Raw genomic sequence first — 26,107 nt, forward strand, 5'->3', positions numbered from 1 at the left:
AGTCGTGAGCGCAACAGATTCATCCCTGACAGGTGAAGCGTCTGCGATGCGCACGAGTGATGCTGGAACTCACCATCGGAATAGGAGTGCCAGCATGAGCGACAGCCCAGCGGGAATCGGAATCCCCGATCAGATTACAACGCCTCTCGGAACATTCGATTTCTTCGACGGTGTACCTCTACCCGAGACCACACGCAAGCTGTACGACGGTCTGGACTTCATACGCGGCGTCGACGTGTTTCTCAATGCCGTTCCGGGAGCATCCCTGGTCGCGATGCGACGCGGATTCCGCAGTGTCGGGGTAGACGGGCTCAATGTTCTCGGCCTCACCGATCCACGCGCGAACTCGAACAGCTACTTCCTGACGCCGAATACCGAAACTGCCTACGGGACAATGTTCATCGATCTCCACGACGGCCCAGTGGTCATCGAGCCGCCGACGAACTCACTGTGCGTCGTCGACGATTTCTGGTTCCGCTATGTCGCGGATATGGGGATCGCCGGGCCGGACAAGGGAGAGGGCGGAAAGTACCTGTTCCTGCCACCCGGCTACGACGGAGTCGAGCCTGACGGCTACTACGTCTACCGGACCGCGACCTACACCAACTGGGTTGTGTTCCGCGCACTCGCAGGCATCGACGCCATCAAGCAGACTCGCGTCTATCGTTTGGCCGATGCGGAAAATCCGCCGGCGATGACATTCGTCAATCTTGCCGAACAAGTACTGAATACGGTGCACTCGAACGACTTCTCCTTCTTCGAAGAGGTTGATGAACTGGTTCAGGAAGAACCTGCCGGTACCCTCGACCCCGAGCGCGCCGGGCAACTCGCCGGGATCGGCATCGAACACGGGCGCACCTTTGCACCGGACACACGACTGAAAAACATCCTCGATACGGCGGCGACAACTGCGGCGGGAATCAGCCGTGCACTGGCCTTCTTCCCGCGAAGCCCGGAAAATTTTGTGTTCGAGGGTGCATCGTGGAAAGAAGCATTTGTCGGTGGCAGTTACGAATTTCTCGGCAACCACGCACGATTACTGGACGCACGCACTCAATTCCACTACTTAGCCACCGTCATCACGCCGGCGATGGCCCACGCACAGGTCGGGGCGGGGTCCGCTTACACATATACCGCTCAAGACTCGAATGGTCGTCTACTCGACGGCGGCAAGGCCTATCGGTTGGTACTCCCCCCGAATCCGCCGGCCAAAAACTTCTGGTCAGTCGACATCTACGACACTCAAACCCGGTCGCTTCTGCAAACCGACAACCCTTACCCGAGCCTCATGAGCTTGAGCGGGACTGTCGCCGAAGAACAGGATGGTTCACTTGTTCTCTGGTTCGGTCCGAGTGCGCCGGAAGGCAAGGAAGCGAACTGGATTCAGACCGTCCCCGACAAGAGTTGGTTTCCGATAATCCGTCTCTACGGTCCACTTCAACCATGGTTCGACAAGGCCTGGCAGCCCGGTGAGATCGAAGAAACTTCACAGGACTGACAGCCCAGCCATTCACCCGAATTGGATGACGCATTGCCTGGCAGAGCGCGCCAAACTTGATGGGATACAACGTACGTCGGAGAGGCAGGAGTGCAAGGAATGAATGCTCCCACTCGCTACCAGTTCCTCATCGACGGCGAAGTATCCGACCGAGTGAAAGCCGCGTTCCCCGAGTTGGCCGTAGCGCCCGCTGCCGGCGGTTTCACCAGCCTCTACGGGCCCGTCGCCAATCACACTGCTATGCGGAGCATTATGGCCCGACTCGACTCGTTGGGCCTGACGGTAGCCGAATTACGCAGGCTGCCAGACTGATCGACGTCAAGCGTCTGGCCCCGACCGTCGTAACGGTCGGGGCCAGAGGCCTACACGCGTGACGATCTACGCGGTATCCCACGTTGCAACAGCCCAGATGACCACAACGTCAAGAGCAATCACCAGGATCGACCACATCGGATAGTAGGGCAGCCACAGGAAATTCGCGATGATCGAGATTGACGCAATCACGATTGCCGCAGCTCGAGCCCACACTGCACCGGTGAAGAGTCCCAGCGCCACCAGAATTCCAATGATGCCCAGGACGATATGGATCCAACCCCACGTCGAAATATCGAACTTGTAGGTGTAGTTGATTCCGACGACAAACAGATTGTTGTCGGCAACTGCCGCGATGCCCTGAAGCAAAGCAACAATGCCGGCGGTCAACAGCAGAATTGCCGCTGCGAACGTCGTACCAACCGCGAAGCCCTGTTTGACAGGGTGCTCCGCGGGTTCTCGCGGTGGAGCAGTCATGAGCGTTCCTTTCGACGAGGATGCACTTCCATCTCAGTCTCGAGTGCTGGCTCGGTGAAGGCATCACCCGTCGAGGATGAACCGCACACGCCGGGGTTCAGCGAAATCTGACCGGGTATGGCAATCGTGTGAATAGCCCCCGAGAGGACCACGCTCCATTAGCGCCGCTACCTCATGCCGGACACATCTTCGAAGCCTCCTGGCCTGTCCGCACCGGCGATATCCACAGCGATCGACGCCTCCGCCTCGATGCGATAGCCCGCTACCTTCAGGATGTGGGTTTCGACAATCTCATAGCGTCCGACGCGCTGGATATACATCCGACGTGGGTTGTCCGCCGCACAGTGATCGATGTAGTCAGGCCGATCAGGTGGCCTGATCGGGTGCATCTGCGACGCTGGTGTACCGGGATATCCCGCAAATGGTGCTCCATGCGGGTACGTATCGACTCCGACGACGGAGGCCTGGTGGAAACTGAAGGCTTCTGGATCAACGTCGACCCGAAAACCGGGATGCCCGCGCGGATAAGCGAACGGTTCACTCGAGAACTCGACTCCACTGTCGTTGACCAGCACCTGCACTGGCATCGCTGGATTACCCCGGAGGCGAGTGACGCGCCGGAACGATCTTTCCCATTGCGCGCCAGCGATTTCGATCCGTTCGACCATGTGAATAACGCGGTCTACTGGCAGCCGGCCGAAGAAGCAATGGGAGAAGATCTGCGAGAGAAGCCATTTCGATCGATCATCGAATATTCACAGCCCATTACTCGAGGTGAGCAGGTAACCGTATGCGAGCGTGCGGACGGCAGAACCCTCGACATCGACGTGGATGGGGAAACTCGTGCATCTGCGCGCTGGTTTCCACTCGCGCAGGTCTTTCAGGGCTGAAGCTTTCCGAACCCGACGACTGCGGAATCCGACGCCCAATCCAGGTCGTGAACCCGCACCTTGCCGAACTCGTTGCCGCCGACAGTAGTCGCGTTGTCACCATCAACCGCTACAACGATATTGGTGTGCTGCCCAGCCCATCGTGAACTGTCGTAGATCACGACGTCACCCACCTCGGGCGTGTAGCCGCTACCGTTTTCGACGTAGGCACCGATACCTTGGTAGTACTCCTGGAGCGTATAGACGCCGGGGATACGCCAACTCCCCGAATTGGGGTTGGACAGTGGGCGGCCCGCTTCACGCATGATCCAGCTGACAAAGTCTGCACACCATTCTTCGTCGATACCGTCTGAGTAGTAGGTACCCGGACGGTCCTGCCCTTGCTCCGCGTCCAGAAGTTGCAGCACCGCCGTTTGATCGGCCGATAATGCACTGGTGTCGATGGCCGGGAAATCTGCGGTATCCCAGGGCAAATAGCGAGACGGCGCGATCCACACCACAACGATCCCTACGGCGACGACAGCAAGCGCCAGAGCAGTAGCAATCCACAACACCACTCTGCTGCGGCTGCGGGCTTGTTGGCTCAGTGGTTCGCTCACCCCAACGAGTGTGCCAGCTCGGGCCATGTCAGAACGGCGGTTGATCTGCCGGCGATGACGGAGCCTCGAACTGCGGTATGTCGGAACCGTGGCCTACCGTGAGCAGAACACCTCCGGAGACAGGAGAACACCCGATGCGTGATGGATTTCGCTTACCGGGCTACGGCGGCGCCGCCGTCTTCCTGCGCAGCCATGCTGTCCCAGCACGAATGCTCGAGACCGATGCTCCGAGCCTCGTATTCGACGTGGGTTTACTGAGTCCCGACGAGTACAACCAGTATCTGGGGCGACCCGTCAGTGAGGGATTTGTCGAGCGCCTCGCAACGTTCTTCTTCCATGCAGCCGCCGACTTCCATCCCGAGCAGTCACTGCCGGTATTCACCGATGAAACCCTCGGACTCGCAATCTCCGCCCGTTCCAGCACTGACCTCCGGGTGGAACTTGAATTCTCACTCTCCGAGGATGCTGATTCCGATGACTCGGCACGAGACGAATTGAACTTCGAGACAAGCAGAGTCGTCCTTGCAGCGTCAGCTCAATCGGTCTGCCAACTCAGCGGCCGGGCAAGCACCCACTTCGACGGCGAGGTATGACCGTGGGATTTCTCTTCGAACTCCTCGACCTCCCCGAAGGTAGCCGGATGACGGACCTGTGGAACAACAGTTGGACCGACGAAGCCGTGGGAGAGGAAATTGCGACGGGCCACTTCATTCACCTCGGCGACGATCAACATGTTGACGTCGAGACGGACTTTCTGAGCAGCCATCTACCGTTTCATGTCGCAGGATTCGGCGGTGTCTTTCCCGACGGCAAGCCATGGATGTTTATCATGCAAAAGGCGCCGGCAGATATCGCGATTCTCCTTCGCGGTCAAGATGATCCGCATGCGATGCTGCGTGAGGCCCTCGATCGGGCGATGGAATTCAACCCGGCGGCGATCGTCGCGGAAGAGTTGTCGTGGCACCAGTCGGACCTCGTGAGCGTCTACGAGGACGAAGGCCTGCCGGGGTCCCTTGTCCAAGAATGGTCCATAGCCGATCTACTTCGTGGACTTCTGGCGCAATGCTGTGGTGCCGACTTGGCCGATGTTGTCGCGGGTTTCCCGGACTGCGCGTTTCCGCACACCGCACATCGCTGCGAGGATGACGTCTTCAGCGACATCTTTGCGCAGTGGGTGGCCGGCCTGCAGTGAGCGAGACACTCAGCCTAAGGGAAATTGACAATCGCCAGGTTGAGCGGCATTTCATTGGTCCGCGACTCCGGCTTCGGCAACTTGCCCTGAAGGAACGTCCCACTCAGGTAGTCGTCTGCATCCGCGATCTGCTGCGGCGCAACCTGCCCGTCGTAACCAAAGCTCTCGAGTTCGTACGGCAGCGAATCCGCCTCGAGCAGGCTCGGTCCGTTCATCAGCTGAAAATGCAGATGTGAAGCATTGGCGTTGCCGGTGTTTCCGAGCCTTCCGAGCACCTGACCTTCGGTCACCTTGTCACCGGGTTTGACCTTGACCGACCCGGAGATCATGTGGGCGTACATTGCGTACACGCCGTCACCCAGATCGAGCACAACGTGATTCCCGTCGACATTCTCGACAGTCAATTTCGCTGCCAATGCCGGGTTACTGGCGGGCAGGACGCCCGGAGCATTCGCCTCCATACCGTCGAGGATCGAGACCACCGTGGCGTCCGCAACGGCAAGAATATCGGTCCCGTAGTCGACGTAGCTCTCATTGTCGGTCTTGTCACCGGCATAGAACTCGCCCTGGTCATTGGTGCGCTTCCAGTCGATCGCGAAGCGCTGACTGTTGTTCAGTTTGCCGTTGACCGACATCACCGAACTGCGATGCGGGAAACCTGGTTCGCAGCAACCGTTGAGCGCAATCCAGTTGTCACCACGCACCGGTGGCGAAATGACCGGCACGGTCTGCGTGGAGAAAGCGACCGGCATTGCCAGATAGTCGATGGGCCCGGGCGCACCGAATGCCGGTGAGGCAGCACCGGTTCCGTAGAGATGGTGCAATACAGCCTTTGGCGCCTGGTCGAGCGAGTCCAGCGTGAAGTCGATGAACAGGACACGACTCTCCTGCGGCGGGATCGCAGCGCTGTCGACGTAGCCCGCGGGCAGGTCGCGCAGTCGATTGCAGTTGCCGAAGACGCACGTCGGATCTACCAGTGCCGAACCGGAGAAACTGGCAATGATTTTTGTCGGATCAGTTCCGTCGACTACATCGATCTTGTCCAGGCTCGCCGGCACCTTGGTGGCGTTGGTGAGTTGCAGATCGTAGGCAACGTGATACTTGCCGTCGGTTCCCCGGAACGGCAGCGGCGAATTCCCGATCGCGTTGAGGGTGAGCGCGGTAAACGCATCCGGAACGCTCACGCCGACAACGGAACCGGCCGGTGGCGACGCGGTTGTGTTTGTCGAATCAGTGCCGGAGTCCGACGAACATCCGGCCGCAGCAAGGGCGACCGTGGCTATCAGCGAGACGAAAAGGATGGGCACGCGGCGTATGAGCACGGCGGATCTCCGTTTCTTCGGTTCGCAAGAACCTACCAGGCCATAGCCGACTATTCGGACTCATTCCACTCCGGAGCGGTAGACTTGCGGCCATGCTGATCTACTCGATGAGCGTCTCCGTGGACGGCTTCATCACCGACCGCTCAGGCTCGTTCGGGTGGGGAGGCCCCAACGAGGAACAGTTTCGGTTCCACATCTCTCAGGTACGCGAACTCGGCAGCTATCTGTGCGGCCGCAGACTTTACGAGACCATGCTGCCATGGGAGACCGACCCGTCGATGCGCGACACCGAGCCGGGAGCCGCATTCGCCGACATCTGGTGCGCTCTCCCGAAGGTCGTCTTCAGCCGCACACTCGACAGCGTTCAGGGCAATGCCCGGCTCGCTGAGGCATCGGTAGCCGACGAGGTCGCTGCCGCGCTCGATGCGACCGACAAAGACATCTCGATCGGCGGCGCCGGCCTCGCTGCAGAAGCGATCGAACTCGGCCTCGTCGACGAGCTACGCATGTTCCGTTATCCGATCATCCTCGGCGGCGGCACGCCCTTCCTGCCGCCCGTCACCGAAGACATACAGCTGAACCTCATCGAGACCAGGACGTTCGGCTCGCGCGTGATCTTCGAGCACTACAGACGCACTGAACGGCCACGTGCGTAGATCTCTTGACCTACAAGCTCTTTGGTGATTCCGGATCGGCTGGCGACAACGCCGGGAACCAGATATCCGTCAACACCCGGGCTGCTTGAGCGCGGGTCACGTCGATGGTTCCCTGCACCGCCCAGCGGGTGAAGAATCGTTCGAGCTGAGTGACAAGTAATTCGACCCGCAACCGCGCCTCGTCCTGCTCATCTGCCGGCCAACGCGACAAATACTTCGGCATCGCATCGGGCAACCCACTGATCCCGTCTCGGGCAGTGATCCGGAACTCGGGCTCGAGCGCGACTGCCTCGTCCCAGGCGGGTAGCAGGCGCTTGTTTTCGTCGAACCAGTCGAAAGACTGCTCGAGCCAAAGAGTGAATTCTGCGCGCGAACCCGAGTCCAGCACCTCGTCGAGATCCATGTAGGACGCAAATGCACTGGTGGCCATTCCGGCCGCGCCGATCGTCTTCAGCATTTCGACCCGACTGGGGAAATGCACGTAAAACGTGGCCCGGCTGCATCCCACTACGGAGGCGATGTCATCGACCGTCACCGCTGCGTACCCACGCTCTTCGAACAAGGTTCGTGCCGCGTCCACGAGCTTGGCCCGTGTCGCGCGTTTCTGCTCGTCGCGCAGCGTTCCACGCTTGCCTTTCGAGCCCTCAGTTGCCGTACTCACAATGTCTACCTTTGTTGAATTCCGCCGGAGTGGCAAATCGCCGACTCGATGTCATCGACCAACATAGCGTCACTCATTGACACGGCGTCAGTCAATGGTGCACTATGACTCAAGTCACTTTTCGGGCGAATCTTCGATTGCATGTCCGGAACAGAACAGAAAGCGATGGCCATGAGCCCCACGAACTTGCCCCGCGTCTGCATCATCGGCGCAGGCCCTTCCGGAATCACCGCAGCCAAGCGGATGAAGGAATACGGAATACCCTTCGACTGCTACGAGGCATCCGACGAGATCGGCGGAAACTGGTACTACAAGAATCCCAACGGAATGTCCGCGTGCTACCAGAGCCTGCACATCGACACCTCCAAGTGGCGGCTGGCATTCGAGGACTTCCCGGTTTCCGCAGAACTACCGGACTTTCCGCACCACTCCGAACTTTTCCAGTACTTCAAGGACTACGTCGAGCATTTCGACTTGCGTAAGTCGATCATTTTCAACACCAGCGTAGTTTCAGCGGAACGTAATTCTGACGGTCTGTGGACTATCACCCGCTCCGACGGTGAAGTCCGCACGTACGACGTACTACTGGTCTGCAACGGGCACCACTGGGATCCCAACATCCCTGACTACCCGGGCGAGTTCGACGGCGTCCTTATGCACAGCCACTCCTACAATGACCCCTTCGATCCGATCGACATGCGCGGCAAGAAGGTCGTCGTAGTCGGAATGGGCAACTCCGGCTTGGACATTGCTTCCGAACTGGGACAGCGATACCTCGCTGAAAAGCTGACGGTCTCAGCCCGCCGCGGTGTGTGGGTGCTGCCGAAGTACCTGAACGGCGTGCCCGGCGACAAATTGATCACCCCGCCCTGGATGCCCCGCAGTCTGCGCCTCTTCCTGAGCCGTCGATTCCTGGGCAAAAACCTCGGAACGATGGAAGGCTACGGCCTTCCGAAGCCCGACCACCGTCCGTTCGAAGCCCACCCCTCGGCCAGCGGCGAGTTCCTGGGACGCGCCGGATCAGGCGACATCTCCTTCAAGCCGGCGATCACCAAGCTCGAAGGCAAGCAGGTTCGTTTCGCGGACGGTACCGCCGAGGATGTCGACGTCATCGTCTGCGCAACCGGATACAACATCACCTTCCCCTTCTTCAATGACCCGAAGTTGGTGCCGAACAAGGACAACCAACTCCCCCTCTTCAAGCGCATGATGAAGCCCGGGATCGACAACCTCTTCTACCTGGGTCTGGCACAACCGATGCCGACTCTCGTCAACTTTGCCGAGCAGCAGAGCAAGCTCGTCGCGGCGTACCTCACCGGCCGATACCAGTTGCCGTCACCCACCGAGATGCAGGACATCACCAAGGCCGACGAGGCGTACTTCCTCGCCCCCTATTACAAGTCTGCCCGCCACACCATTCAGGTCGAGTTCGATCCCTACGTCCGCGACATGAACAAGGAAATCACCAAGGGCGCCAAGCGCGCTGAGGCCTCGGGCAACAAGCTGCCCATCGCAGCCCGCGCCGCAGCACACGAACTCGAGAAGGCGGATCGCGCATGAGCCTGGTGAACGGTCACTGCGACAACGAGTTCGAAGCTGTCTACAACGCTTTCGAGGCTCAACTGGCATCCGGCGAGGAGCTGGGCGGATCCATCTGCATCACCGTCGACGGTAAGCCTGTCGTCGATATCTGGGGCGGCTATGCCGACGAATCACGGACCACCCCGTGGGGCCCCGACACCATTGTCAACACCTTCTCCATCACCAAGACAATGGCAGCACTCTCCGCGTTGCTCCTCGTCGAGCGTGGCCAACTGGACGTCTACCAGAAGGTGGCTCACTACTGGCCCGAATTTGCGGCAAACGGTAAGGCGGACATCGAGGTTCGACACCTGCTCTCTCACACCTCCGGAGTCTCCGGCTGGGAACGTCCGATCGAACTGGAGGACCTCTACGATCTCGAGGCTTCCAGCGCGCGACTCGCAACGCAGGCCCCCTGGTGGCCACCGGGAACGGCGTCGGGCTATCACGCCATCAACTACGGCCACCTGATCAGTGAAGTGATCCGCCGGATCGATGGACGCACCCTCGGCAGGTTCTTCGCGGAAGAACTCGCCGGACCGTTGGGCGCGGATTACCAGATCGGTACATCCGCAAAGGATTTCGGCCGGATTGCCACGCTGGTTCCGCCGCCCGAGCTCGAATTCGATCTGTCCACACTCGATCAGGACAGCATCTTCATCAAGACCCTGACCTGCCCCCTGCTCGACTACCCCAAGGTCAATACCGCGCCGTGGCGTGAAGCTGAAATCGGTGGAGCCAACGGTCACGGAAACGCGCGCTCCATCGCCCGAATCCAGTCACTGATCTCCAACGGCGGCGAAATCGACGGCAAGAAGTTGCTCTCCCAGAGCACCATCGACCTGATTTTCGAGATTCAGGCCGACGGCCTCGACCTGGCAATCATGACTCCGCTGAAATTCGGCATTGGCTACGGACTGCCTCACCCGGACACCGCTCCCCTCGTACCCGCCGGCCGCTCATGCTGGTGGGCCGGAATCGGTGGATCGATGCTCGTCAACGACCTGGACCGACGCATGACCTTCGCCTACGTCATGAACAAGATGGCACCGGGCCTGATCGGTTCCGACCGCAGCAACGCTTACCTCAGCGCTGCCTACAACTCCGAAGTTAGCGAGGTTGCGTCGTGAAGGCAGCTCAACTCATGGGTCCGGGACTCCTGCAAATCAACGACGTACCGATCCCCGAGATCGGCCCGTCGGAAATCCTCATCCGGGTAGGTGCCGCCGGAATCTGCCACTCCGATCTTCACCTCCTGCACTTCCCGTACAAGATGCGCGAAGAACCGCTGACCATCGGCCACGAAATTGCCGGCACGATCGAAGCGTTCGGCAGCAACGTCGACGGCCGCTCCGTCGGTGAGCGCGGCGTCGTGTACCTGTGCTGGTCGTGCGGGCAATGCCGAGAGTGCATGAGCGGCAACGAAAACATGTGCCTCGCTGCCGGACGCACGGCGATGCCGCCCTGCCCGGGGTTGGGGCCTGAGGGCGGAATGGCCGAGTACGTGAAGATCCCGGCACGCTCGTTTGTACCGATCGGAGATCTCGACTTTCTCCAGGCCGCGCCGCTCGCTGACGCCGCATTGACCAGCTATCACGCAATCCGGGGCGCGCGTGAACACTTGCAGCCGGGCACAACCGCCGTGGTCATCGGCGTCGGCGGACTCGGACACGTTGCAGTGCAGATACTTCGGGCCATCAGTGCGGTCCGGATCATCGCTGTCGACGTCGGGCAAGACCAACTTGATCTCGCCAAGCGATGCGGTGCAGATATCGCGCTCGAGTCGGGACCGGACACGGCGAAGCAGATCCTCGAACTGACTTCTGGTCGAGGCGCAGAAACCGTCTTCGACTTCGTCGGCATCGACGCTACCGCGCAGATGTCCGTCGAAGCGGTCGCCCCGAACGGCGCCTACCGCATGGTCGGACTGGGCGGCGGCAGTCCCGGAATTACCACGGAGGCCGCCGGCGGACCGGGTTGGCCGTGGGGTGCATCGATTCGAAAGTCTTACGGCGGCACCAGGAACGATCTGGTCGATTCCATCGCCCTGGCACAGGCCGGTCTGGTAACGGTAGAAGTGACCCGATTCGATCTCGCCGACGCTCGCGACGCTCTCGACCGTCTCGAGCACGGCAAGATCACCGGACGCGCAGTGCTCGTACCCTAATCCTCGAAAGGCGCTTCACGTGACTACCTCCACTGATCCACAAGCATTCATCGCCTCCGTCATGGCCGGACTCACCGGCCCCGGAAAACGTTTCGAGTTGGGTGTCGAGGATGTTCTCGGTAGCTCGATGCCCGTCATGAAGAACCGCGACAAGTCACTGGGCGACGTACTCGAGGCCTCCCTCGACTACGGAACTCGCGACTATCTGGTGACGAAGGATCGCCGCTTCAGCTACCTCGAACACGGTGAGGCCGTGGCAGCCTTGGCCACTGCACTCCGCGACAAGTACGGCGTGCGCAAGGGCGATCGTGTTGGCATTCTTGCCGCGAACACACCGGAATGGGTGATGACCTTCTGGGCCGCTCAATCGCTCGGGGCCATCGCCGTCGGCTTCAACTCGTGGTGGGTGGCCCGTGAGGTGGAGTACGGAATCGAGCACACCACACCCACGGTGGTGATCGCCGATGCCAAGCGCGCACAAATTCTCGCCGGGTTGAACACCACCGTTCCTGTGCTCACAATGGAAGAGAGTCTCCCGGCACTACTCGAGAAGTACTCCGGATCACCACTCCCCCATACAGCAGTAGACGAGGACGATCCGGCCGTCATCCTGTACACCAGCGGAACCAGTGGGCGCCCCAAGGGAGCCGTACATACGCACCGAAACGTGTTGGCAGTCATCGACTACCACCGCTACAGCGACCGCCTCGCTGCAGCGTTCACCGGTCAGCCGACCGACGGTCGCCCGAGCGATCTGCGTTACCTGCTGACTGCACCGCTGTTCCACATCGCGAGTCTGCACAACCTGGCAATTCCACGACTGGCCACCGGTGGCGCCGTGGTCATCCACCAGGGCGCATTCGACGTCGACGAAGTCCTCTCCCTCGTCGAAAAAGAGAAGGTCACCAACTGGGCAGTCGTCCCGACCATGGCAAGTCGCCTCCTCGACTACGGCGACCTCGGAAAGTACGATCTGACGTCGCTGAGCGCCTTTGCCTTGGCTTCCGCGCCGTCGTCGCCGGCGTTGCAGGAACGTCTACGCGAGAGCCTGCCATTTGCGCAGCACGCATTGGTCGACAGTTACGGACTCACGGAATCGTGCACCGGCATCTCGGTTGCCACACCCCCGGAACTGGCCGCGTTCCCCGGAACTCTGGGACGACCCATCATCGGTGTGAGCGTGGAAGTTCGCGATCCCTTCGGCGTTGCGGTTCCGGACGGCGAGGAAGGCGAAATCTGTGCTCGCAGTGCCTATGTGATGCTGGGATACTGGAACGACGAAGCCGCCACCGCCGCCGCCATCGGCCCCGACCGTTGGCTCCGGACCGGCGACTTCGGAGTCCTCGAAGACGGCCGACTCCGACTGACCGGACGCCGCTCCGATCTGATCTTGCGTGGCGGCGAAAACGTCTATCCCCTCGAGATCGAACAGTGCCTCGACGAGCATCCCGAGGTACTCGAATGCGCTGTGATCGGTATCGATTCGGCAGATCTCGGCCAGGAAGTTGCGGCCGTTGTCGTTCTACGCAGCGAGGATGCCGCGACAGAAGAAGAGCTACGCAACTATGTCGCAGAACGACTCGCCTATTTCAAGGTGCCGGTGAAGTGGCAAATCGGCACAACACCCCTGCCTCGCAACGCAACCGGAAAGACGATACGCGCAAAGGTGGTTATCTCATGATCTACGACACCGTAGTCAACAACGGACTGTGGTTCGACGGCACCGGTGCGGAGCCTGCGATTCGCAATCTCGGGATCCGAGACGGCCGCGTCACTGCCATTTCCATCGATCCCCTCGACGAAACCGATTGTCCCCGAGTCATCGACGCTCGCGGCAAGTGGGTGATCCCGGGAATCGTCGACATTCACACGCACTACGACGTCGAGATCCTCGAAGGCCCCGCGCTGAGCGAATCGTTGAGGCATGGAGTCACATCGATCTTTGTCGGATCGTGTTCCCTGTCCACCATTCACGCCAGCCCGTCCGATGCCGGAGATCTCTTCGGCCGGGTCGAAGCGATCCCCCGCAAGCACGTTGTCGATGCGCTCACGCGGGCCAAGACCTGGAACTCCGCGAGCGAGTACATTGCGGCGCTCGAATCACTGCCGTTGGGTCCCAATGTGGCAGCCTTCATCGGGCACTCCGACATGCGAGCCGCCGAGATGGGACTGGACCGTGCAACACGGAAAGACGTGCGCCCCAGTGACGCCGAACTTGCATCGATGGAAGCACATTTGACCGAGGCGCTCGACGCCGGGTTCGTCGGAATGTCTGGCCAGCAACTGTTATTCGACAAACTTGATGGTGAGACCTGCCGCTCGCGGACCTTGCCGTCGACATATGCGACCGCTAAGGAGCGACGCCGACTCAACGCGATTCTGCGTCGTCGCGGACGCGTATTTCAGGCCGGACCCGATCCCACAAATCCGGTGAACACCGGCATGATGGCGTTCACCAGCGTCGGCATCTGGCGTAAGCGACTCAAGACCAGCATGCTCTCAGCAGCAGATATCAAGTCGAACAAGATGGCAGTCACCGTGCTCGGTCCCCTTGCGCACCTGGTCAATCGACTCGGCGGCGACTTGCGCTGGCAGCACCTACCTGTCCCGTTCGAGGTGTACGCCGACGGAATCGATCTCGTTGTCTTCGAGGAGTTCGGCTCCGGTGCGGCAGCACTGCATCTGACGGACGAGATGGAACGCAATACCATGTTGCGGAGCGAGGAATACCGTCGACAGTTCCGCAAGGATTACGACCAGAAGTTCGGCGTCAAGGTGTGGCATCGTGACTTCTTCGACGCCGAAATCGTTGCTTGCCCAGATGATTCGGTAGTCGGAAAGACTTTTGGTCAAGTCGGTGTCGAACGCGGCATCTCCCACCCCGTGGACGCATTTCTCGACCTGATTCTCGAACACGGCACCAAGGTCCGTTGGCGCACAACCATCTCCAATCACCGACCGGAGATTCTGGACAAGTTCGCTACGGACTACGGCGTACAGCTCGGATTCTCCGACGCCGGAGCGCATTTGCGTAATATGGCGTTCTACAACTTCGGCTTGCGATTTCTTCGACGCGTCTACGATGCGCAGAAGGCGGGACAGCCGTTCATGACCATCGAGGCCGCGGTACATCGTCTCACCGGTGAGTTAGCCGACTGGTACGACGTTGATGCAGGGCACCTGCGGTTGGGTGACCGTGCCGACCTCGTCGTCATCGATCCCGCCTATCTCGACGATTCACTCGACGGCTATGCGGAGAGCCCGGTTGTGGAGTACGACAACCTCTCTCGCATGGTCAATCGCAACGACAAGACCGTCAACGCAGTTCTTGTCGGTGGCGAATACGTGTTCGGCGACGGAGAAGCAGCGCCCGTTCTCGGCAATCGCCGGACCGGAAAATTCTTGAAAGCAGGTGCACATTAATACTTCCAGGTTTGCCGGCAAGACCGCTGTCGTGACCGGCGCGGCTTCAGGGATCGGCGCGGCAATTGCCTTGCGTCTCATCAGTGAAGGCGCGCGGGTTGCCGGTATCGACGTCGCCGAGGACGCCCTCAAGGAGATGGCGACACAGCATGACGGTGCGTTCTTCGCTGCCCCGGCCGACGTGACCAAGGAATCCGAGGTTGCTGCGGCCGTCGCCGCCGCGGCAGCCGAATTCGGTGGCATCGACATTGCATTCAACGTTGCCGGTGCGTCGAGGGTCGGGCCCATCGTCGACCTCGACGAAGCAGATTGGGACTTCACGATCGATCTGGTGCAGAAGGGCGTATTCCTGTGCACCAAGCACGAGGCACGCCACATCAAGGAGCACGGCCGCGGCGGCGCCATTGTCAATGTCGCCTCGCTCAACGCCCACATCCCGATGCCGTACGGTAGCCCCTATTCCACCGGCAAAGCCGGCGTGGAAATGTTCAGCAAGGTTGCTGCAGTGGAACTCTCGAGTTCCGGGATTCGCGTCAACTCCGTTTTGCCCGGACTGGTCGACACTCCCCTCGTCGCTCCGGTCATGGCCTACGAACCCGCCCGCGACATGTTCCTCAGTCGCATTCCCATTGCCCGGGCCGCAACTCCCGAAGAAATTGCCGGCCCGTGCCTCTACCTCGCGAGCGATGACGCCAGCTACGTCACGGGAACATCGTTGGTTGTCGACGGCGGCTGGGAAGTCTCGAACTACCCGGATCTGACAACGCTCGGCAGTTAAGTTTCGCTGCTGGGCAACGCACACACCATGTCGAGGCCGAGGACGTGGTTGAGCCGACCTGAGGCCAACCACGATCCGAGGCACATACTCAGTTCGACGATTTCGGCCTGAGAGTAGTGGGCGGCATACGCCCCCAGGACTCGTCATCAAGGTTGCGATGATCGATGGCGTACCACTCTGCATACTCGGCCTCTGAATCCGAACCCGTTGAACGGTGCGGTATCTCGCCGCACCGTTCAAAACTGTAGTAAAGGAAACAACATGGCTACCTATGTGCTCACCGGGTCGGCATCGGGCCTCGGCGCGGCTACCAAAGCCCGCCTGGAGGCCGACGGCCACCGCGTGATCGGTGTCGATCTCCATGATGCCGACGTCACCGTCGACCTGAGCACGACCGACGGGCGCCGGTCGGCCGTCGAGCAGGTCACCGCACTGGTCGACGGCAGCATCGACGGCTTCGTGCCGTTCGCCGGCCTGGCGGCGGCCACCGGGCGCCCCGCGAGCGCGCTGATCGCCGTCAACTACTTCGGCGCAGTCGAACTGCTCGAGGGCCTGCGTCCGTTGCTAGCCGCGGGCGAGAACTCGTCGGTGGTGCTGGTCAGTTCCAACTCCACTACCAGCCAACCGAACTGGCCGACCGACATGGCCGCAGCGTGCCTGGCCGGCGACGAGGCAGCGGCAGTCGCGATCGCCGACGGCTTCGGCGAGTTCGGCGCAATCCAGGCCTACCCGGCAACGAAGGCGGCGCTTGCCTACTACGCCCGGACCAAGTCCTCCGAGTACATCGCGCAGGGCATCCGACTCAACGCGATTGCGCCGGGCCTGATCGACACGCCGATGACACAGGAGGGACGCCGTGACGAGCTGATCGGCCCCGGCATGGAGCAGTTCCTGGCCATCATCCCGGCCGGGCGGGCCGGTCGGCCCGAGGAAGTGGCTGCTCTGGTGGCCTTCCTGCTCGGCCCCGAGTCCACGTACTTCGTCGGCTCGGTGGTCTTTGCCGACGGCGGCACCGACGCCGCCTTCCGCGGAATGGACTGGCCGAAGGCATGGCAGATCGAGATACCGGCCTGAGGCTTGTGCATCGCCCGGACGCCGACTCGGTTCATGCGGGTGGCAGTGCCTCCCGTTCCCGTCGCTGAACTGGTAAATCTTCGTGCTCACCCACATGCGATTCAGTTCGTACCATTTTCGACTGTTTTAACAATCCACAATTGGAGAGGACTCTGCCCATGGCCGACGCCACAATCAAGCCGATCTCTGCCGCTGACATCACCACCTGGGACTACGAAGCCGACGTCGTTGTCGCTGGTTACGGCATCGCCGGCGTCACCGCCGCGATCGAAGCCGCACGCGCCGGCGCGGAGGTATTGGTACTGGAACGGACCGGAGGATGGGGCGGTGCGGCTTCGCTGGCCGGCGGATTCATCTACCTCGGCGGTGGCACACCGCTGCAGAAGGCCTGCGGATTCGACGACACCGTCGACAACATGAAGACCTTCATGAAAGCCGCGCTCGGCCCCGGAACCGACGACGCCAAGATCGACGCCTACTGCGAGGGCAGCGTCGACCATTACAACTGGCTCGTCGACGCCGGCGTCCCGTTCAAGGAATCGTTCTGGGGGCAGCCCGGTTGGGAACCGCCGTACGACGACGGTCTCGCCTACTCCGGCGGCGAGAACTCCGCACCGTTCAACAGTCTCGTCGATCCCTCTCCGCGTGGGCACGTCCCGCAGATGTCGAACAAGAAAAGCGGCGAGCAGGGCGGCGGCTACATGCTGATGAAGCCTCTCGTCGACACTGCCGAAAAGCTCGGCGTACGAGCAGAATACGATCTGCGGGTGCAGACTGTTGCTGTCGACGAGACCGGTCGCGTCGTCGGAATCGTCGCCAAGCGGTACGGCAAGGACGTCGCCATCCGGGCCCGCAAGGGTGTGGTGTTGGCTATGGGCAGTTTTGCGTACAACGACGAGATGGTGCGTTCCAACGCTCCCAAGATCTTCGGGCGTCCGGCAGCTTCCATCGAGGCGCACGACGGCCGCGCGATCGCGATCGGGCAGGCCCTTGGCGCCGATACCGCGCATATGGATGCCACCGAGGTCGCCTTCTTCTGCGACCCGCAGTTGATGGTGCGCGGTATCCTCGTCAACGGCCGTGGCCAGCGATACATCCCGGAGGACACATACCCGGGCCGGATCGGCCAGGCAACGCTGTTCCAGCAGGACAATCAGGCATTCCTCGTCATCGACGAAGCCGCGTACGAAGAAGGTGTGGTCGCGGAAACCGCCACAGATCGGTTGCGGGCGAAGCCGAAGTGGGTCGCCGAAACCGTCGAGGAACTCGAAGCCGAGATGGGCCTACCCGCCGGGACGCTCCAGTCGACCGTCGACGTCTACAACCGTTACGCCGAAACCGGTTCGGATCCCTTGTTGGGCAAGAAATCCGAGTGGGTCAAGCCGATCGGCACTCCCGTTGCCGCTATCGATCTGCGCGGTCGGACCGGTGGATTCACCCTCGGCGGGTTGAAGACGAACATCGATTCCGAGGTTCTGCACGTCTCCGGTGAGCCCATCCCCGGGCTCTTCGCGGCGGGCCGCTGCACCTCCGGCGTCTGCGCCGGCGGATATGCCAGCGGAACAAGCCTCGGTGACGGCAGCTTCTTCGGTCGTCGCGCCGGCATCAGCGCTGCACGCTAGATAGTCGACACTGCCCGAAACCGTTCAAGGACAGCAGAAACGGGCCTGACAGACACCCACTCCTTCAGGAATGGACTTGACCCACATCCAGCGATCCGGAGGCGATTTGCGTGCAACCACGAACACCGGACCGCGCCCAGGCGCAGTAGTGCCGGCAAAGGTCTAGACACACATTAACTGGTTCATTTTTCAATTGAAATGGGAAGAAGCCGGCATATGCTGCATCCAGAATCATCCAGTAGCGATCATCTGGTGACCTCTTCGGCTGACGCTCTCGGCAAACGACCTCTCTGGTTGGGCTACTCGTTTGCCAATGCCAATCGGACGCAACTATGACCGTGATCATGCAATTGCTGCAAGGTAGGAGTTACTGGTGAGAACCACTAGCAAGGTAGACGATCCGGTATCGGTAGTGGATCGAATTTCGGCTATCCTCGAAACATTCGAAGATTCCGGGCCCCTCACGCTTTCACAGGTGTCCCAACGCACGGGGATTCCTCGTTCAACGTCCCATCGCCTGCTCGAACAACTTCTCGCAAAACGATGGCTCACCAGACTCGAGCATCGATACGAGCTGGGCAGCAAGTCATATGAACTCGGCCAGTGGGCACTCAATCAGAACCGACTACGCCACGGCGCTTTACCTGTACTCAACCAGTTAGCTCGTTCAACGGGCCTGACTGTACATCTGGCCGCTGTAAGCAGTGGTGACACGCTGTACTTGGACCGTATCCCCGGGCGCACACCGCTGACATTGCCCAGCCGCGTCGGCTCCCGGATGCCCGCGCACCTCACCGCCGTCGGCAAATCGATTCTCGCAAATCTCGACGAGGACAAGGTCCACGGTTCCATTCCCACTCCGCTGCGCAAAACGACTCAACACAGCATCGACTCACAGGACCGCCTCCACGCGGAGTTCGAATGTATCCGCGACCGCGGTTTCGCGATGGACCGCGAAGAATCAGTACTCGGAATCGCCTGTATCGCAACATCTATCGGTCCACGCGATCACCACTACGGGAACCGGTCCGCGGTCTCGGTCTGCGGACCTCTCGACCAAGTGAAACTGAACCAACTCGTATCCACGGTGCGGATTGCAGCGCGCGATATCTGGGACAGATGTGTCGCAAATGATCTGCGTTCACAGGATCGTTCCGAAGCTTCGTGACGCCTTGAGTGTGTGGACCACCAGGCGGCGCATTTGCCAGGTGTACCGAGTTTTGCGATTCCGATCCCAAATTGAACACTTTGACGTAATTTGTTCATTATGCTCAATAGCGAAATCGAGACAAAGGCAGCAGCCCCGCCCCTGAACTTGGTGTTCGGAGCCGCAGAATGCGTTCGGCGCAACGGAGTTCGAGGCTTTCGACTGAGCGAAGTCGCCACCATTGCAGGAGTATCCCGAGGGACTGTGTACAACGCCTTCGGCGACAAAGAGACCGCAATCAACGCTGGTCTCGCGTACCTGTGTAATGCCTTCATCGACGGGTTGGCTGCCGCGGTGACACCCCAGACGACCCTGCGAAGCCAAATCGGCGAGGCAGCCGCTCTTATCTACGAACACGCCACCACTCCGCAAGCCTTGGCGCCGCCACTGCGGACCGACAGCATCATCACGACACTGCTCGAGCACTACGGCGACCAACTCTGCCGGACCTGGGCCGCATTCTGGGCGGCACTCGTCGCGGATGCCCAAGGGCGGGGTGAGGTCGATTCGACCCTGGACACGATGCACGCCGGCGACTGGATCGTTCGCGTACTCCTGAGTCTGGAGATCCTGCCGTTGTCGGTGGCTGGGTTCAGCAGCGCAGACGATGCGCGAACACGCATCGGCAACCTCATGCTCGACGGCTTGGCGCCACGTCGTTGACGACCAGAATTGAGTGGAAATGACACACGAGTACGTCGACGTCGCCATCATCGGCGCCGGACCGGGCGGCATCACCGCTGCCCACCATCTGCAGCAAGCCGGTATCGAAAACTTCGTCATCCTCGAACGCAGTCACGACTTCGGAGGAAGCTGGCGCGACAACGACTACCCCGGCTTGTCCGTGGACGTGCCGACGCTGTTCTATCAGTTCCCCTTCGCGCGCAAGCCCGACTGGTCACGACTCTTTCCGACCGGCCCGGAAATCCAGGAATACAACAGGAGAGTCGCTGACGACCTGAACCTGCACAAGTACTTTCGCGGCAACTGCACAGTGCTCAAGGAGTCGTGGAATGACGCCGAGCAACTGTGGATTCTGCACATCGAAGACGATGCCCCTGTTCGCGCGCGGTTCGTCATCAACGCCGTCGGCGGCTACATCAACGCCAAATCGGCTAGCGGCATCGAGGGAATCGACGAGTTCGCCGGAACCGTCCTGCGCCCGAACGCCTGGGACCCCGACTACGACTTGTCCGACAAACGGGTTGCGGTGATCGGTACCGGATCGAGTTCGGTGCAGATCGTCCCGGCCATCTACCAGCAGGCCCGCAGCGTCGATATCTATCAGCGGACACCGTCGTGGATTCTGCCCAAGCCCGATGTGGAACTGTCGCCGCGTGCCCACCGTTTTCTCGGAATGCCCGGTGTGGGCGCACTTGTCAACGGGTCTGCGCTGGTTGCTATGGAACTGCCTATGCAGATCCTGTGCAATGTGCTGCCGCTGTTGCCCCGCAAATTCCTTTCCACGGTCATGCCGCAGTACGACCGAATCTGGCAATCGATCTATCGAACCATGTTGCGGCGCAACATCGACGACGACGAAGTCCGCAGCGCCCTGGTACCCGGCTACGGCATCCTCGCCAAACGGCCGGTGCTGTCGAGCAGCTTCTTCCCCGCCCTCGCGGATCCGAAGGTGTCGCTGATAGTCGACCCGATCGAACGGGTCACCGCCAACGGCATTCGGACGTCGGACAGTGCCGAGCGCCCGTACGACCTGATCGTCGCCGCCACCGGATACGAACTGTTCACCGATCCGGAGACGTACCGCAGCGGCGCCGTCGTCGGCCCAGCCGGGTTCGACCTCGCCGACGACTACCGCCGCAACGGACTGCGCAGCTACGGCGGCAGCGCGCATCCGGGTCTGCCGAACCGCTGGGCGCTGGTCGCCCCGCAGGGGTACGTCGGCATCGCGTGGCACACGTTCGTGGATCTGACCGCCCGGCACGCCGTCCGAGTGATCGCCGAGACCGAACGAAGGGGCGCGACTGTGGCGCAGGTGCGCACCGAAGCCTTCGCCCGGTGGGTGCGCAAGATGCGCCGTCACGGCAAGGCGATCAGCGCCTACACCGTGGACAGCAACCCCGGGCTTCGCACCTATTTCGTCAACTCGCAGGGCGAGGCCCTCTACTACCGGCCGCAGACCATCAGCGGCGCTTTCTGGTTCAGCCGATTTTCATCATTCAACGACTACACATTCACGGAGGTTCAGTCATGAGCTCACTTGCAGGAAAAGTTGCGTATGTTACGGGAGCGGCTCGCGGACAAGGCCGTTCGCATGCAGTCCGCATGGCGCAGGCTGGGGCCGATATCGTGGCCGTCGACGTGTGCGGTCCGGTCGCGGAGTTCAGCGGCTACCCGATGGCCGAGCCTGCGGACCTCGAGGAGACTGCGCGGTTGATCGAGGCGGAAGGGCGCAAGGTCCTCACCCGGCAACTCGACGTGCGGGACCTCGCGGCCCAGCAGGCGGTCGTCGCCGAGATCATCGAAACGTTCGGTCGCCTCGACATCGTGGTCGCCAACGCGGGGGTGTGCAATTGGGGCCGTCTCTGGGAGATCTCGGCCGAGCAGTTCCAGGAGACCGTCGACATCAACCTGACCGGTGTGTGGAACACGATCCGGGCGACGGTGCCCGCGATGATCGAGGCCGGCAACGGCGGATCCATCATCACGGTCGGCTCGTCGGCCAGCGTGAAAGCGCCTCCCGGTTGCGGGCACTACGCCGCCGCAAAGTTCGGGGTCGTGGGCCTGACAAAGGCTTTGGCGGTGGAGTTGGGCGAGTTCGGCATTCGTGCGAATGTTGTTCTGCCGTACGGAACCAACACGGCACTGGGAACTGACACTTCGATGTACAAGCTCTTCGAAAAGTACCCCACGTACGTCTACAGTTACCCGCCGAACCTGCTCAAGACCGACGGGTTGATTGAGCCGGCTGAGATCTCGGAAGCTGTTGTGTGGCTTGCAAGCGACGCGTCGGCCGTGATCACCGGAGCACAGATACCGGTGGACAAGGGGTTCCTCGCTCGCTGACGTACCCGGAACACTTCGGCATGATTCTGCTGGTCGGGTCTGTGAGCGGCCGGCGTACGAACCCTTGTCGGGCAACTCTTCGCCGACAATCTGCCAGACCACACGTATTCCCATGGCACGGGCCGGCAACTCCCGAAGAAGTTGCCGGCCCGTGTCTCTACCTTGCGAGCGATGACGCCACTTACGTCACCGGAACATCACTGGTTGTCGACGGCGGATGGGAAGTGTCCAACTACCCCGATCTGACAACCCTCGGCAGTTAAGATTCGCTGCTGGGCAACGCACACACCATGTCGAGGCCGAGGACGTGGTTGAGCCGACCTGAGGCCAACCACGATCCGAGGCACATACTCAGCTCGACGATTTCGGCCTGAGAGTAGTGGGCGCTCATACGCTTCCAGAACTCGTCGTCGAGGTTGTGATGATCGATGGCATACCGCTCGGCGTATTCCGCGGCCAAACGGGTCCTGTCGTCGAAGGCGTCAGTAGTACGCCAATCCGTGACGGCTTCGGCAAAAGTGGACTCCACAATTTCGCCGTCACGTTTCGTGCGCCAGTCCTGGCACGTGATGCATCCGTTGATCTGCGCGATACGCAGACGTGCGGCCTCGAACTCTCGAAGACCGAAAGAGCTTTTGCTGTAGACGTTTTGAGATAGGGCCGCCGCCGCCGGACCGATGCCCGGAACCATCTCTCCCCACACATAAGCCAGAGGATCTTTGCCTTCAGGAATGTCGATGTTCATGCTCTGTCCTCCAAGTTTCGGCGCCGAGTTTACCGACGCCAGCGGTGAGTGGAACGTCGAGCGCATCGTACAAGCCAGGCTTCGCGGCACGTAGCCACGGGATGGCATTGACGAGACGCCCTACCGCAGTGGCGTTTCCGCCGGCGGCACGGTTTCCGCCCTCATCGGTCGCCTCGACATTGACCTCGATGCGCGGGCGACCTTCGATGATGACCTTGTGCGCTCCGTCGCCACCGTCCGGTGGCATCGGCCAGTCCGGAGCGCATGACGGATGGATACGCGTGACGTGTTCGATGACGATGAGCGGCTTGCCGTCGACGATCCCCTGAACTTCGAAGCGCAGAGCACCCTGGGTTCCGGCGGCAAACTCACCCATCTGCTCCGTCGTGACACTCTGATCGAGTTCCCGACGCAGCAGTGTCTCACGCACAGCGTCGAGTTCAACACCCAAAGCCCGGGCTATGAGCCGAATCTGGCCGCCCCACACCATCGTCGGCACACCTGGGGCCACCATCGGGGGCTCGTAGTCCATGGGTTGACCCATACCGACCAGATAGCGGACGGAATCGGGTTGATCGTAGGTTGTGTAGTCGAAGATTTCCTGGCACCGGATCTGATCGATCGTTCCCGCTAATCCACTGACGAGCACGGGAAGTATGTCGTTTCCCCAACCAGGGTCGACGCCGGACACAAAAAGTGCGCCGCCCCCGGCCTTGGCCGCGGACTCGACTGGGTCACGCACTTCCGGTGGGGCCGATCGATAGTCGTACAGCGCGTACACCGACGGCGTCACAACCACTGCGCCGACGTCCAGTGCGCGCGTGATGTCCGCGACCGCGTCGTCGGGCCGAATCTCTCCGGACGCGGCGTAGACAACCGCACCGGGGGCGGTAGCGAGCACCGCGTCGGCGTTATCCGTAGCTGCTACGCCGAGGCTGTATCCGAGTTGAGCAAGATCCCCCGCGTCTCGGCCGACCTTTTCCGGGTTCGCGACAATGACCCCTGCCAACTCGAGGGCAGGATTTGCGACCACTGCGCGAATCGAGGCACGACCGACGTTCCCGGTCCCCCAGACGACGGTTCGGATCCGTCCAACAAGACCTGCCGTGGCATCACTGACATCCATGAGTCGGACACTACTCAGCCCGGAGTTCATCGCACGGCAGAATGCGCGAACTACCCGGTCAGGAACACCAAAGCTTGCGCTGGAAGTGCGACTCCAGGCTTTCGGCGATACGTCTCGGCCGGACGACCTGTGCCCGCTCGGGCGTATTCTCCGGTACTGATCAGTGAATCGATGACATGGCGCCGGAACCCGTCTTTCTGCAGTTCGCGGTCGAAGACTACCTCGTACAGTTGTCGCAGTTGAGGAACCGTGAAGGTATCCCCGAGGAATCCGGTCGGATCGATATTGACGGCATACCGGTGCCGCAAGTCGGTGACGGCCAGCCTGACTATCTCAGTGTGATCGAAGGCCATATCGTCGGCGCCGTACGCATTGAGCAGGATCGCGCCGGTGGGCAGCGCGGATTGCGGTATCGCGGCAGCGTGCGCTACCGACAGCACCCACCCTCTGTCGTCACGGTCGGGGTTGTCGAGGATTGCCAGTTGATGGAACTCCGTATTCGCCATGTCCGCTTTTGTCTGCAAGGCACGATCAGCTGCGGCAGTGAGCAATTCACGTTCATGGAGAAACGTTCCGGGTAGCGCCAGTTTTCCGCGGCGATGCTTGACTGCCAGCACCTTCAGCGTGGAGTCCGAGTAGGTCAGTACCGCCACATCCACGGCGATCGACGGACGGGGGTAATCCGTCAGAGCATGACCAGTCGAATCTTTCCATTCATCCACTCTTGCATGTTAGCTCAAACATGATCTATTGTTAGCTCAAAATTGAGCAAAGGGGCGAACATGAACCTGACCACACAGCAGTCCGACCGCGCAGCGGGGGTACTGCTCGGCACCGCAGCGGGCGACGCCCTCGGCGCGGGATACGAATTCACGTATCCGAACGCCAAGGCGTCGATCAACATGATCGGCGGCGGCCCCTTCAAGTGGGCGCCCGGCGAATGGACCGACGACACCGCGATGGCCCTGTGCATTGCCGAGGTGGCAGCAACCGGAATCGATATCGGAGGCACCGAAGGACTCGATGCCATTGCAGCGCAGTTTGTTCGGTGGTACAACTCCGAACCTGCCGACATCGGAAATCAGACCCAGGCCGTATTATCCGCACGGTCAACCAGCGCGTCCGCCATGACAGAGTGCGCCCGGGCGCTCGATGGCCTCAAGGGCGGCAACGGTTCACTCATGCGCACTGCGCCGGTAGCACTCTCCTACCTCGACGACCCGGACGGCGCAATCAACGCCGCACAGCGCATCAGCGCACTCACCCATGACGATCTGCGCGCCGGCCAGGCCTGCCAGATGTGGACCCATGCCATCAGGCACGCAGTCCTTCACGGCACCTTCGACGGCGTCCGCGACTACCTGTCCATCGCGGATGCAGAGGCAGCCAACTACTGGCGCCCCCTGCTCGATCAGGCCGAAACTGGCAGTCCCCGAGACTTTTCCAAAAATGGTTGGGTGGTCCACGCACTCCAAACCGCATGGTGGGCCATCACCTCCACCGACAGTGGCGACGTAGGCCACCTTCAGCGCGCCCTCGAAGCTGCCGTCCGCGCCGGTGGCGATACCGACACCACCGCTGCCATCGCCGGCGGCCTGCTCGGCGCTCGATGGGGAGCATCGGCCGTCCCGGCGCGCTGGCGCCGCATCATGCACGGCTGGCCCGGGCACACCTCCGCCGATCTGATTCGTCTCGCGATCAAGACTGCCCGCGGCGGCACCGACGATCGACATGGCTGGCCGTCCACGGC

25 protein-coding genes and 3 pseudogenes are annotated in these 26,107 nt (G+C 61.2%); 20 read left to right on the plus strand and 8 right to left on the minus strand.

Translation table 11 applies throughout. The features are described 5' to 3' along the window. Nucleotides 1-94: 94 nt before the first annotated feature. Complete coding sequence (locus BDB13_RS03655; RefSeq protein ID WP_176459517.1) at nt 95-1,498, plus strand: DUF1254 domain-containing protein; 1,404 nt, start codon at nt 95-97, stop codon at nt 1,496-1,498. Nucleotides 1,499-1,597: 99 nt separating this feature from the next. Beyond that, nucleotides 1,598-1,810 (plus strand): hypothetical protein, encoded by a 213-nt coding sequence (locus tag BDB13_RS03660; protein ID WP_094270454.1) that lies wholly within the window; start codon nt 1,598-1,600, stop codon nt 1,808-1,810. Nucleotides 1,811-1,876: 66 nt separating this feature from the next. Here the strand turns inward: BDB13_RS03660 and BDB13_RS03665 are convergent, their stop codons facing one another. After that, nucleotides 1,877-2,287: a DUF7144 family membrane protein gene (locus BDB13_RS03665; RefSeq protein ID WP_094270455.1), complete on the minus strand. Its 411-nt coding sequence runs from the start codon at nt 2,285-2,287 to the stop codon at nt 1,877-1,879. A 128-nt stretch (nt 2,288-2,415) separates the two neighbouring features. Between BDB13_RS03665 and BDB13_RS03670 the strand changes: the two genes are divergently transcribed. After that, on the plus strand, nt 2,416-3,177 hold the full coding sequence (locus BDB13_RS03670) for an acyl-[acyl-carrier-protein] thioesterase (RefSeq protein ID WP_094270456.1): 762 nt from the start codon (nt 2,416-2,418) through the stop codon (nt 3,175-3,177). On the opposite strand, the gene BDB13_RS03675 is transcribed toward BDB13_RS03670, so the two are convergent. Then, nucleotides 3,168-3,803 carry a CHAP domain-containing protein gene (locus BDB13_RS03675; RefSeq protein WP_094270457.1) on the minus strand — a complete coding sequence of 212 codons (636 nt, stop codon included), beginning with the start codon at nt 3,801-3,803 and terminating at the stop codon, nt 3,168-3,170. The genes BDB13_RS03670 and BDB13_RS03675 overlap by 10 nt on opposite strands. A gap of 107 nt (nt 3,804-3,910) precedes the next feature. Between BDB13_RS03675 and BDB13_RS03680 the strand changes: the two genes are divergently transcribed. Both BDB13_RS03680 and BDB13_RS03685 read left to right on the plus strand, forming a co-directional pair. Next, entirely contained in the window at nt 3,911-4,369 is a 459-nt protein-coding gene (locus BDB13_RS03680; RefSeq protein ID WP_094270458.1) for a hypothetical protein, read from the plus strand. Further along, nucleotides 4,366-4,968, plus strand: a complete 603-nt coding sequence (locus tag BDB13_RS03685; protein WP_254922697.1) for a hypothetical protein — start codon at nt 4,366-4,368, stop codon at nt 4,966-4,968. Before BDB13_RS03680 ends, BDB13_RS03685 begins: the two co-directional genes overlap by 4 nt. 14 nt (nt 4,969-4,982) lie before the next feature. Here BDB13_RS03685 and BDB13_RS03690 read toward each other — a convergent pair whose 3' ends face one another. Continuing rightward, nucleotides 4,983-6,290, minus strand: coding sequence for a M23 family metallopeptidase (locus tag BDB13_RS03690; protein ID WP_217902116.1), 1,308 nt, complete (start codon nt 6,288-6,290; stop codon nt 4,983-4,985). Between the two features lie 92 nt (nt 6,291-6,382). Here BDB13_RS03690 and BDB13_RS03695 point away from each other — a divergent pair, with 92 nt between their 5' ends. After that, a complete protein-coding gene (locus BDB13_RS03695) occupies nt 6,383-6,946 on the plus strand; it encodes a dihydrofolate reductase family protein (protein WP_094270459.1) in 564 nt (187 codons plus the stop codon). Nucleotides 6,947-6,956: 10 nt separating this feature from the next. Here BDB13_RS03695 and BDB13_RS03700 read toward each other — a convergent pair whose 3' ends face one another. Further along, nucleotides 6,957-7,610, minus strand: coding sequence for a TetR/AcrR family transcriptional regulator (locus BDB13_RS03700; protein ID WP_441347224.1), 654 nt, complete (start codon nt 7,608-7,610; stop codon nt 6,957-6,959). Between the two features lie 168 nt (nt 7,611-7,778). Here BDB13_RS03700 and BDB13_RS03705 point away from each other — a divergent pair, with 168 nt between their 5' ends. Genes BDB13_RS03705 through BDB13_RS03730 form a run of 6 tightly spaced genes read left to right on the plus strand, consistent with a single transcriptional unit; the run spans nt 7,779 to nt 15,556 of the window. Then, nucleotides 7,779-9,167, plus strand: coding sequence for a flavin-containing monooxygenase (locus tag BDB13_RS03705; protein ID WP_094274651.1), 1,389 nt, complete (start codon nt 7,779-7,781; stop codon nt 9,165-9,167). Beyond that, entirely contained in the window at nt 9,164-10,318 is a 1,155-nt protein-coding gene (locus BDB13_RS03710) for a serine hydrolase domain-containing protein (RefSeq protein WP_094270461.1), read from the plus strand. Before BDB13_RS03705 ends, BDB13_RS03710 begins: the two co-directional genes overlap by 4 nt. Beyond that, entirely contained in the window at nt 10,315-11,355 is a 1,041-nt protein-coding gene (locus BDB13_RS03715; RefSeq protein ID WP_094270462.1) for an NAD(P)-dependent alcohol dehydrogenase, read from the plus strand. The genes BDB13_RS03710 and BDB13_RS03715 overlap by 4 nt, the downstream gene beginning before the upstream one ends. A 19-nt stretch (nt 11,356-11,374) precedes the next feature. Continuing rightward, entirely contained in the window at nt 11,375-13,036 is a 1,662-nt protein-coding gene (locus tag BDB13_RS03720) for a class I adenylate-forming enzyme family protein (RefSeq protein WP_094270463.1), read from the plus strand. Beyond that, nucleotides 13,033-14,778, plus strand: coding sequence for an N-acyl-D-amino-acid deacylase family protein (locus BDB13_RS03725; protein ID WP_094270464.1), 1,746 nt, complete (start codon nt 13,033-13,035; stop codon nt 14,776-14,778). Before BDB13_RS03720 ends, BDB13_RS03725 begins: the two co-directional genes overlap by 4 nt. Then, nucleotides 14,768-15,556: an SDR family NAD(P)-dependent oxidoreductase gene (locus BDB13_RS03730; RefSeq protein WP_094270465.1), complete on the plus strand. Its 789-nt coding sequence runs from the start codon at nt 14,768-14,770 to the stop codon at nt 15,554-15,556. Before BDB13_RS03725 ends, BDB13_RS03730 begins: the two co-directional genes overlap by 11 nt. Here BDB13_RS03730 and BDB13_RS32785 read toward each other — a convergent pair. Then, nucleotides 15,553-15,746, minus strand: a pseudogene (locus BDB13_RS32785) (carboxymuconolactone decarboxylase family protein); the annotation flags it as partial. The gene BDB13_RS03730 and the pseudogene BDB13_RS32785 sit on opposite strands and share 4 nt — an antisense overlap. A 71-nt stretch (nt 15,747-15,817) precedes the next feature. On the opposite strand from BDB13_RS32785, the gene BDB13_RS03740 reads away from it, so the two are divergent. From BDB13_RS03740 to BDB13_RS03770, 7 genes and pseudogenes are all read left to right on the plus strand, one after another. Then, nucleotides 15,818-16,630: an SDR family oxidoreductase gene (locus BDB13_RS03740; RefSeq protein WP_094270466.1), complete on the plus strand. Its 813-nt coding sequence runs from the start codon at nt 15,818-15,820 to the stop codon at nt 16,628-16,630. A gap of 158 nt (nt 16,631-16,788) precedes the next feature. Then, on the plus strand, nt 16,789-18,252 hold the full coding sequence (locus BDB13_RS03745; RefSeq protein ID WP_094270467.1) for an FAD-dependent oxidoreductase: 1,464 nt from the start codon (nt 16,789-16,791) through the stop codon (nt 18,250-18,252). Nucleotides 18,253-18,625: 373 nt separating this feature from the next. Then, complete coding sequence (locus BDB13_RS03750) at nt 18,626-19,420, plus strand: IclR family transcriptional regulator (protein ID WP_094270468.1); 795 nt, start codon at nt 18,626-18,628, stop codon at nt 19,418-19,420. 99 nt (nt 19,421-19,519) lie between these two features. Then, the gene (locus BDB13_RS03755) at nt 19,520-20,122 is read left to right on the plus strand and encodes a TetR/AcrR family transcriptional regulator (RefSeq protein WP_094270469.1); all 603 of its coding nucleotides are present in this window, start codon (nt 19,520-19,522) and stop codon (nt 20,120-20,122) included. 19 nt (nt 20,123-20,141) lie between these two features. Next, entirely contained in the window at nt 20,142-21,674 is a 1,533-nt protein-coding gene (locus BDB13_RS03760) for a flavin-containing monooxygenase (protein ID WP_094274652.1), read from the plus strand. After that, a complete protein-coding gene (locus BDB13_RS03765; RefSeq protein ID WP_094270470.1) occupies nt 21,671-22,486 on the plus strand; it encodes a mycofactocin-coupled SDR family oxidoreductase in 816 nt (271 codons plus the stop codon). The genes BDB13_RS03760 and BDB13_RS03765 overlap by 4 nt, the downstream gene beginning before the upstream one ends. A 103-nt stretch (nt 22,487-22,589) precedes the next feature. Beyond that, nucleotides 22,590-22,749 (plus strand): annotated as a pseudogene (locus BDB13_RS03770) (SDR family oxidoreductase); the annotation flags it as partial. On the opposite strand, the gene BDB13_RS03775 reads toward BDB13_RS03770, so the two are convergent. The 3 genes from BDB13_RS03775 to BDB13_RS03785 are packed head-to-tail and all read right to left on the minus strand — an operon-like array spanning nt 22,746 to nt 25,079. Next, complete coding sequence (locus tag BDB13_RS03775; protein WP_094270472.1) at nt 22,746-23,231, minus strand: carboxymuconolactone decarboxylase family protein; 486 nt, start codon at nt 23,229-23,231, stop codon at nt 22,746-22,748. The pseudogene BDB13_RS03770 and the gene BDB13_RS03775 sit on opposite strands and share 4 nt — an antisense overlap. After that, nucleotides 23,212-24,357: an NAD(P)H-dependent amine dehydrogenase family protein gene (locus tag BDB13_RS03780; RefSeq protein WP_094270473.1), complete on the minus strand. Its 1,146-nt coding sequence runs from the start codon at nt 24,355-24,357 to the stop codon at nt 23,212-23,214. Before BDB13_RS03780 ends, BDB13_RS03775 begins: the two co-directional genes overlap by 20 nt. Nucleotides 24,358-24,407: 50 nt before the next feature. Continuing rightward, nucleotides 24,408-25,079, minus strand: coding sequence for an NUDIX hydrolase (locus BDB13_RS03785; RefSeq protein ID WP_094270474.1), 672 nt, complete (start codon nt 25,077-25,079; stop codon nt 24,408-24,410). A gap of 60 nt (nt 25,080-25,139) precedes the next feature. On the opposite strand from BDB13_RS03785, the pseudogene BDB13_RS33525 reads away from it, so the two are divergent. Next, a pseudogene (locus BDB13_RS33525) lies at nt 25,140-25,982 on the plus strand (ADP-ribosylglycohydrolase family protein); the annotation flags it as partial. Nucleotides 25,983-26,107 lie beyond the last annotated feature (125 nt).

Source organism: Rhodococcus sp. OK302, assembly GCF_002245895.1.
Lineage (GTDB): Bacteria > Actinomycetota > Actinomycetes > Mycobacteriales > Mycobacteriaceae > Rhodococcus_F.

Bases quoted from the DNA above. Each gene is read 5' to 3' on its own strand.
- BDB13_RS03655 (WP_176459517.1), top strand. From the start codon at position 95: ATGAGCGACAGCCCAGCGGGAATCGGAATCCCCGATCAGATTACAACG.
- BDB13_RS03660 (WP_094270454.1), top strand. From the start codon at position 1,598: ATGAATGCTCCCACTCGCTACCAGTTCCTCATCGACGGCGAAGTATCC.
- BDB13_RS03665 (WP_094270455.1), bottom strand. From the start codon at position 2,287: ATGACTGCTCCACCGCGAGAACCCGCGGAGCACCCTGTCAAACAGGGC.
- BDB13_RS03675 (WP_094270457.1), bottom strand. From the start codon at position 3,803: ATGGCCCGAGCTGGCACACTCGTTGGGGTGAGCGAACCACTGAGCCAA.
- BDB13_RS03680 (WP_094270458.1), top strand. From the start codon at position 3,911: ATGCGTGATGGATTTCGCTTACCGGGCTACGGCGGCGCCGCCGTCTTC.
- BDB13_RS03685 (WP_254922697.1), top strand. From the start codon at position 4,366: ATGACCGTGGGATTTCTCTTCGAACTCCTCGACCTCCCCGAAGGTAGC.
- BDB13_RS03695 (WP_094270459.1), top strand. From the start codon at position 6,383: ATGCTGATCTACTCGATGAGCGTCTCCGTGGACGGCTTCATCACCGAC.
- BDB13_RS03705 (WP_094274651.1), top strand. From the start codon at position 7,779: ATGAGCCCCACGAACTTGCCCCGCGTCTGCATCATCGGCGCAGGCCCT.
- BDB13_RS03710 (WP_094270461.1), top strand. From the start codon at position 9,164: ATGAGCCTGGTGAACGGTCACTGCGACAACGAGTTCGAAGCTGTCTAC.
- BDB13_RS03725 (WP_094270464.1), top strand. From the start codon at position 13,033: ATGATCTACGACACCGTAGTCAACAACGGACTGTGGTTCGACGGCACC.
- BDB13_RS03740 (WP_094270466.1), top strand. From the start codon at position 15,818: ATGGCTACCTATGTGCTCACCGGGTCGGCATCGGGCCTCGGCGCGGCT.
- BDB13_RS03745 (WP_094270467.1), top strand. From the start codon at position 16,789: ATGGCCGACGCCACAATCAAGCCGATCTCTGCCGCTGACATCACCACC.
- BDB13_RS03755 (WP_094270469.1), top strand. From the start codon at position 19,520: ATGCTCAATAGCGAAATCGAGACAAAGGCAGCAGCCCCGCCCCTGAAC.
- BDB13_RS03760 (WP_094274652.1), top strand. From the start codon at position 20,142: ATGACACACGAGTACGTCGACGTCGCCATCATCGGCGCCGGACCGGGC.
- BDB13_RS03765 (WP_094270470.1), top strand. From the start codon at position 21,671: ATGAGCTCACTTGCAGGAAAAGTTGCGTATGTTACGGGAGCGGCTCGC.
- BDB13_RS03775 (WP_094270472.1), bottom strand. From the start codon at position 23,231: ATGAACATCGACATTCCTGAAGGCAAAGATCCTCTGGCTTATGTGTGG.
- BDB13_RS03780 (WP_094270473.1), bottom strand. From the start codon at position 24,357: ATGGATGTCAGTGATGCCACGGCAGGTCTTGTTGGACGGATCCGAACC.